The organism is Acetobacter okinawensis JCM 25146, from assembly GCF_000613865.1.
GTDB lineage: Bacteria > Pseudomonadota > Alphaproteobacteria > Acetobacterales > Acetobacteraceae > Acetobacter > Acetobacter okinawensis.
Genome location: NZ_BAJU01000073.1, coordinates 1 through 6,120 on the forward strand (window position 1 = coordinate 1; position 6,120 = coordinate 6,120).

Genomic DNA, 6,120 nt, shown 5'->3' on the forward strand with positions numbered 1-6,120 from the left:
AGGCGCTGCGGCCTGCACGGTTGCGGGCGCACGGGCCACACGAATGCGGCGGTCTTTTTCAGACACCTCAATTTCGGTCAGTCCGGTTTCAGTCAGAATTTCGGCCAGAGCCCGAATGGCATCCGCGTCCACGAGCAGTCCGCTCATTGGTCATCCTCATCCAGAATAAGATCAGTCATTGCCTGCAAGGCCAGAGAATACCCGCCAACACCCAGTCCGCAGATCACGCCGGTAGCGGCGCGTGAAACGTAGGAGTGGTGGCGGAATGGCTCGCGGCGGTGAATGTTGGAGATATGGACCTCAATTACTGGCAGGTCCGTAGCCAGCAGTGCATCCAGCAGGGCGATGGACGTATGGGTATAGCCTGCTGGATTGATAATAATGCCTTTGGCCCGCCTGCGGCACTCCTGCACCCAGGAGATCAGCTCGCCTTCTATGTTGGTCTGGCGGAAGTCTATGGCCAGTCCCAGCTTTTCGGCGGTCTGCAGGCATAGCTGTTCCACGTCTCCAGCGTTGCCCGCCCGTATACTTCGGGCTGGCGCTGGCCAAGCATGTTCAGGTTGGGGCCGTTCAGCACAGCAATGAGAGGTCTTTCCATGACAGACGGGGCCGTAGCACGATGCGCCCGCGTATCCAAGAGAAAGCGGCACGAAAAGTGGGACCATGGTCTCCTCCACGCGCTTTGGGCCAGCGTGCGCGGGGGAAAGATGGTCATATTTTTGCCACGCGGGGGCGGAATAACTGCGCAGGTTGCCCGTACTGGAGGCCGAAAAAGGTTGCCTTCGGGCATGTAAAGGGACCATTAAGGAGTGGTCTTGAACAAAAACGGAGTTAACAGGCGGATGTCAGCCCTGCGCCGGGCACTTCTTGGAAGTGTGTTAGTCACAACCTCATTGTTCGCGCTCCCTTCAGCCATGCGGCTGCGGCGGACGTTTCAGGTGGTACTGCATGGGCCGAATCCGTGCATAAGGCCCTTGCAGCGCGCGAGGCGCAGGATGTGGCCGATGCTGGCACCGTTTCCGGTAGCGAAGTGGCCCAGAAGGGCATGGCAAGCTGGTATGGCGCTGCGCGCCAGCACCTGCGGCGCACCTCCTCGGGGGCCCGGTTTGACAAGACCCGCCTGACAGCCGCCCACCCCACAGCCCCCCTTGGCAGCAAGCTGCGCGTGACCTCTGAAGAGACGGGACGCTCGGTTGTGGTGACGGTCAATGACCGTGGGCCATACAGCCGCGGGCGGATTATTGACCTTTCGCAGGCTGCCGCGGCCCAGCTTGGTATGCTTGGTGCCGGTGTGGCGCACGTCAGTGTGCAGGCCGCAACGCCAGAGGAAGTGGCGGCCGCGCCTGAAGTGCGGACAACTTCCACCGTTTCCACGTCCACCAAACAGCAGGCCGGGCAGCATGGCCGTCCGATCCACCTTCAGCGCAAGCGCTTCGGGCACCCGTAAGCTTTAACGCTCTGGCAGGAATCTCTGCCGGTTCTCCCAGCTAGAGTTTCCTGCCAGTTGCAGGAGTCGCGCCTCAGTTTTTGCTCTGAGGGATGGTGGCGGTGTTTAGAGTTCCGCCCGGGGTGCGCGGGGGCAGTCCGTTGGTGTGGCAGGTTTGCTGGCCAGCATGGCATCGCTTTCCGTCGGATGGATCAGCCCGAGGGCATACCCTTCCATCTGGGCGTTGAGCTCTGCTCCCATCAGCACCACCCATGCGGTCACAAAAAACCACATCATGATGGCGATAAACGCACCCAAGGGTCCGTAGGTCGCGCTGTAGCTGGCCAGATGCGCCACGTAATACGAAAAACCAAGGGATGCCCCGATCCACGTAATGGTGGAGGTCAGCGCACCGGGTAGTACCCAGCGCCACTGGGTGTGCCGCTTGCGGTCTGGCCCAAAGCGGTACAGGGCTGACAGGGCCAGTGTTTCAAAGGTGAACATGACGACAGGTCCGCTCCAGCGCGCCAGAAATTCGATGGAGCCGGGAGGGGTGGGAATGTGCAGGATGGCGGGGAGTGCCAGCAGCAGTGGCATGGCCACCAGCAGCGCCAGCGTGAGCACCGCGCCAAGGATGCCAGACAGGGTCATGGCAAAGGCTGTGGCCTGAAACACCAGAAAATTCCGGTTTTCACGCGTGTTGTAGGCAATGTTCAGCGCGGACAGGATGGAGCGTGTGGCGGCGGAGGCGGACCAGAGCGCGACCGTGAGCGAGATGATCAGGTTCATGGTCAGGGAGGATGGCGGCTCGGCCACCAGCGTCTGTACCCGGTCATAGAGCAGGTTGAATGCGCTGGGGGGGAGGAGGTTCCGCAGAATGTCCATTTGCGGGGCCACGGTCTGCACGTCAAACACCAGCCCGTAAATGGAGATCAGCGCGCTGATGGCGGGGAACAGCGAGAGCGTGGTATAGAACGCGCACCCCGCAGCCACCAGCGTGGTTGGCCCGAACACAAGGTTTTTAAAGGTGTTGGAGACAATAATCCGCCAGTCCTTGCGGCTCATGGCCCACGGGCTTGCAAAGCGCAGCTTGGCGGTCAGCACCGGAGGTTCAGGGGCCGTATGGTGGGTAAGGGTGGGGCGGTCCGACTGCCAGAGAGCCTGCATGAAGTCACAAAGATCCTTGATCTGTGGTTTGGCCCGATGCGTGCATCAGGCACTCCACGTGCGCACCATGGTCGGCCGCAGGGGCCGGTTGTGGAGTCTGGTCAGGTGTACTTCACAATGGGGCGCACAAAAGATTTTACGTGAACAGGACAGCAGAAAAGCGTGAAGCAACCATAATGTTTCCAACTCTTATCGGGGGTTGGGGGGGGTGCCAAGTTTTTTTGTTTTCTTGGGATTTTTTACTTGCGCTTGTGTTGGTTTGGTCGCATATCCACGCCCCTACGCAGCAACGCACGTGCCACTGGCCCTCTGAGGTTACGCAACGACGTCAAGCGTTCTGGCTAATCGGGACCTCTTTGCAGGTCTGCCTTTCGCTGGTCCGTTAGACCGTTTCGCAACGTCCTTCTCCGCACATCAGGCGGAGGAGCCTGAACTGGGGGAGTGGGGACATGAATCCCAAAATCACCCGTTTTCTTGCCGAGCAAAAGCCGGCAACGCCCTGCCTTGTCGTCGATGTTGACCAGGTGGAAGCCCGTTACCGCGCACTGGGCAAAGCCCTGCCGCTCGCGCGCATTTACTATGCGGTCAAGGCCAACCCGGCCATGCCCATCCTGACCCGTCTGGTCGGGCTTGGCTCCTGCTTTGATGCGGCATCGTGGGAGGAAGTCTCCCTCTGCCTTGCCGCAGGGGCGGACCCCGAGTCCATCTCCTTTGGCAACACGGTCAAAAAAGTGTCTGCCATTCAGGCCGCCTACAAGGCTGGCGTGCGCATGTTCGTGTTCGACTGCCGCGAAGAGCTGGAAAAAATTGCCCAGCATGCTCCGGGCAGCCGCGTGTACTGCCGCCTGCTGGTAGACAATTACGATGCGGAATGGCCGCTCTCACGCAAGTTTGGCACCACGGTCGAATCCGCGCGTGACCTGATGCTGGAAGCGCGCGCGCTGGGGCTGGACCCGTATGGTCTGTCCTTCCATGTGGGTAGCCAGCAGCTCTCGGCCGAGGCGTACGAGGCCGCCATCTCCCGCGTGGCCAGCCTGTTCACGGACCTGAGTGACGCGGGGCTGGACCTGCGCATGATCAATCTGGGCGGGGGCTTCCCCATCCGCTACCGCGAGGATGTGCCCGAGATTGACCATTTTGCCGGGGCGATCTGCCGCGCCATGACCGAGCATTTTGGCAATGCACTGCCCGAAATGCTGGTCGAGCCCGGTCGCTTTATTGTGGGCGAGGCCGGTGTGGTCCGTACCGAGGTGGTGCTGGTGAGCGCACGTGGCCGTCAGGACGGGCCACGCTGGGTGTATCTGGACATCGGGCGCTTTGGCGGTTTGGCGGAAACAGAGGGCGAATCCATTCGCTACGCAATCCGCACCGCACGGGACGGCTCCCCCACGGGACCGGTTGCACTGGCTGGCCCAACCTGCGACGGGGCGGACATCCTGTACGAAAAAACCCACTACGACCTGCCTCTCGACCTGTGCTCGGGCGAGCAGATCGACCTGCTGGGTACGGGGGCATATGTCTCCACCTACTGCTCGACCCGCTTTAACGGCTTTGCGCCGCTGAGCGAGCACTACATCTGAGCCGACCTGCCATGGGGTGTGCGCCTCATGGGTCATGCGTCAACGATCAGCCCTCACCTGCCGTGCCACTTTGGTCCGGTGGGTGGGGGTTTTTCTGTTCTGCTCCCCTCTGCCATAAAGACAGGCCTGTATTGTGCGCGCAGCCCTTTGCAGCAGCCCCGATGCGCTTAACAATTGCCGCAGACACAGCCCATGATCGGGGCCTTGGGTAAAGGGAGTTATCATGACACGAATGGGTATGCTGCTGGGTACGGTTCTGGTGGCAACGGCTGGGGCAACACCTTTGTATGCACAGCAGGCACCAGCAGGTGCGGCCACCGCCAGCACGGGTGCACAGTCCGCCGCCACGCAGGACTTCAGCCGTCTTTCCGATGATGGCAGCATGGCGTTCGAATATCTGTCCCTCGCCCGCAACGCCATTTTTGATGGTGATCTGGCAGGGGCCAAGGCCCTTATTGCCAATGCCCAGCAAGCCCTGACTACGGCCCGCTCGGACAACACCGCCTTCCAGAAAGCCGCAGCAGAGCTGATGCCGAGCAAAACCGGCCTGTCCCGCCCGCGCCCCACTGCGCCGGCTACGCAGCAGGTGGCATGGTTGCCCATTGATGGTGAACTGGTGCTGAACGCGAATGCAGAGGAAACACCGGAAAAAACAGCCGTTGTGGCGGCTGCCAACCGGCACCTCAAAGCGGGTAACCCCGCCCGCGCGGCTGAAGTGCTGCGCGTGACCAGTGTGGATGCGGATTACGTCATTGCCGCCGTGCCGCTGGAGCAGGTGACGCAGGACGTGGCCCGTGCCGCCAAGCAGATCGGCAAAGACCCTTACAAGGCGAGCGAAGCCCTGCGGGATGCGCAGCAGGCCGTGCGTTATGCGTCTGTGGACATTCAGGCGGTCTCTAACGCGCAGCCTGCCGGTGGTCCGGCCAAGGCAGCACCTGCCCCGGCTTCTACCCCCGCAAAATAAGGCGGGTTTGACTGGTGTGGCCTGTGCCGCCGTGCAGGCGGGCAAGAGGGCGGGCCACATAGGCTGCAACACAGGGCGGGGACCACACCAGTGGCTCCCGCCCTGTGTGTGTTTGCGGTGTTACTCTGCTGCGGCCCGCAGTCCGGCCCCTGCGGCTAGGGGGCAGAGCGGGAGCGTGCCTGCTACAAAAGCGCCCAGCAGCTCAAGGTCGGGTTGCCATGGCAGCCCGTTGGAGGCGGCATCTATTGCGGCTGCGCCAAAAATCAGGGCGGGTGTTGCCAGTGGCAGGGTCAGCAGGGGCAGCAGCACCCCCCCACGGCGCGCGCCCAGCACAATGGACGCCCCCATCCCTCCGATAAGTGACAGCACGACAGAGCCCAGAAACAGCCCCCCCAGCAGTACAGGCAGGGTGGTGGCGGGCAGGCCCAGCATAATGGCCAGCGGGCCAGCCGCCAGCAGGAGCGGGACGCCGGTTGTCAGCCAGTGGGCGGTTATTTTGGCAAGGGCGACCAGTGCCGGGGGCAGACCAAGGAGGAGGAGCTGGTCGAGTGATCCATCCTCCAGCTCCGCGCCAAACAGGCGGTCCAGCGGCAAAAGGGCTGCCAGCAGGGCGCAAACCCACAGAATACCCGGCGCCATGTGGCGCAGCAGCTCGGGCGATGGGCCAAGAGCAAGCGGGAACAGCGTGGCGCTTACCACAAAAAACAGCACAGCACCCAGCGTATCCGCCCCGTGGCGTACGGCCAGCCGCAGGTCGCGCATGACAATGCCCCAGAACAGACGGGTCATGCGTACTCTCCCTCATACAGGCTTATGGGTCGTGGGTCGGCGGCACCGGGCAGGTCCAGCGCGCAGGTGTTGTCCAGCGGCAGGGGGACATGGGTTGTGGCAATAATCACGCCGCCCCGTGCGCGGTGTGCGGCCATGGCGTTGCCCAGCAGGGTGATGGCGGCCGAGTCCAGCCCCAGACTCGGCTCGTCCAG

At 62.4% G+C, this 6,120-nt stretch carries 5 protein-coding genes and 3 pseudogenes; 3 read left to right on the forward strand and 5 right to left on the reverse strand.

Features of this window, described 5'->3' with window-relative positions; all coding sequences use genetic code 11:
* Both JCM25146_RS24300 and aroQ read right to left on the reverse strand, forming a co-directional pair.
* A pseudogene (locus tag JCM25146_RS24300) lies at positions 1-147 on the reverse strand (acetyl-CoA carboxylase biotin carboxyl carrier protein); the annotation flags it as partial.
* A pseudogene (gene aroQ / locus JCM25146_RS20100) lies at positions 144-598 on the reverse strand (type II 3-dehydroquinate dehydratase). The pseudogenes JCM25146_RS24300 and aroQ, both read right to left, overlap by 4 nt.
* A 363-nt stretch (positions 599-961) precedes the next feature.
* On the opposite strand from aroQ, the gene JCM25146_RS20105 reads away from it, so the two are divergent.
* Positions 962-1,447, forward strand: a complete 486-nt coding sequence (locus JCM25146_RS20105; RefSeq protein ID WP_025829099.1) for a septal ring lytic transglycosylase RlpA family protein — start codon at positions 962-964, stop codon at positions 1,445-1,447.
* Between the two features lie 105 nt (positions 1,448-1,552).
* Here JCM25146_RS20105 and JCM25146_RS15240 read toward each other — a convergent pair whose 3' ends face one another.
* Positions 1,553-2,593, reverse strand: coding sequence for a YihY/virulence factor BrkB family protein (locus tag JCM25146_RS15240; RefSeq protein WP_025829100.1), 1,041 nt, complete (start codon positions 2,591-2,593; stop codon positions 1,553-1,555).
* Between the two features lie 449 nt (positions 2,594-3,042).
* On the opposite strand from JCM25146_RS15240, the gene JCM25146_RS20110 reads away from it, so the two are divergent.
* A complete protein-coding gene (locus JCM25146_RS20110) occupies positions 3,043-4,173 on the forward strand; it encodes a type III PLP-dependent enzyme (RefSeq protein ID WP_035372800.1) in 1,131 nt (376 codons plus the stop codon).
* A 223-nt stretch (positions 4,174-4,396) separates the two neighbouring features.
* Complete coding sequence (locus JCM25146_RS15250) at positions 4,397-5,137, forward strand: YfdX family protein (RefSeq protein WP_035372802.1); 741 nt, start codon at positions 4,397-4,399, stop codon at positions 5,135-5,137.
* A 120-nt stretch (positions 5,138-5,257) separates the two neighbouring features.
* On the opposite strand, the gene ccmB is transcribed toward JCM25146_RS15250, so the two are convergent.
* Together ccmB and JCM25146_RS20115 are read right to left on the reverse strand one after the other, a co-directional pair.
* A complete protein-coding gene (ccmB, locus tag JCM25146_RS15255) occupies positions 5,258-5,926 on the reverse strand; it encodes a heme exporter protein CcmB (protein ID WP_025829105.1) in 669 nt (222 codons plus the stop codon).
* Positions 5,923-6,120, reverse strand: a pseudogene (locus JCM25146_RS20115) (heme ABC exporter ATP-binding protein CcmA); the annotation flags it as partial. The pseudogene JCM25146_RS20115 and the gene ccmB, both read right to left, overlap by 4 nt.

What these genes read in the sequence shown, in the direction of transcription:
- JCM25146_RS15250 (WP_035372802.1), top strand. Translation starts at nt 4,397, where the DNA reads ATGACACGAATGGGTATGCTGCTGGGTACGGTTCTGGTGGCAACGGCT.
- JCM25146_RS15240 (WP_025829100.1), bottom strand. Translation starts at nt 2,593, where the DNA reads ATGCAGGCTCTCTGGCAGTCGGACCGCCCCACCCTTACCCACCATACG.
- JCM25146_RS20110 (WP_035372800.1), top strand. Translation starts at nt 3,043, where the DNA reads ATGAATCCCAAAATCACCCGTTTTCTTGCCGAGCAAAAGCCGGCAACG.
- ccmB (WP_025829105.1), bottom strand. Translation starts at nt 5,926, where the DNA reads ATGACCCGTCTGTTCTGGGGCATTGTCATGCGCGACCTGCGGCTGGCC.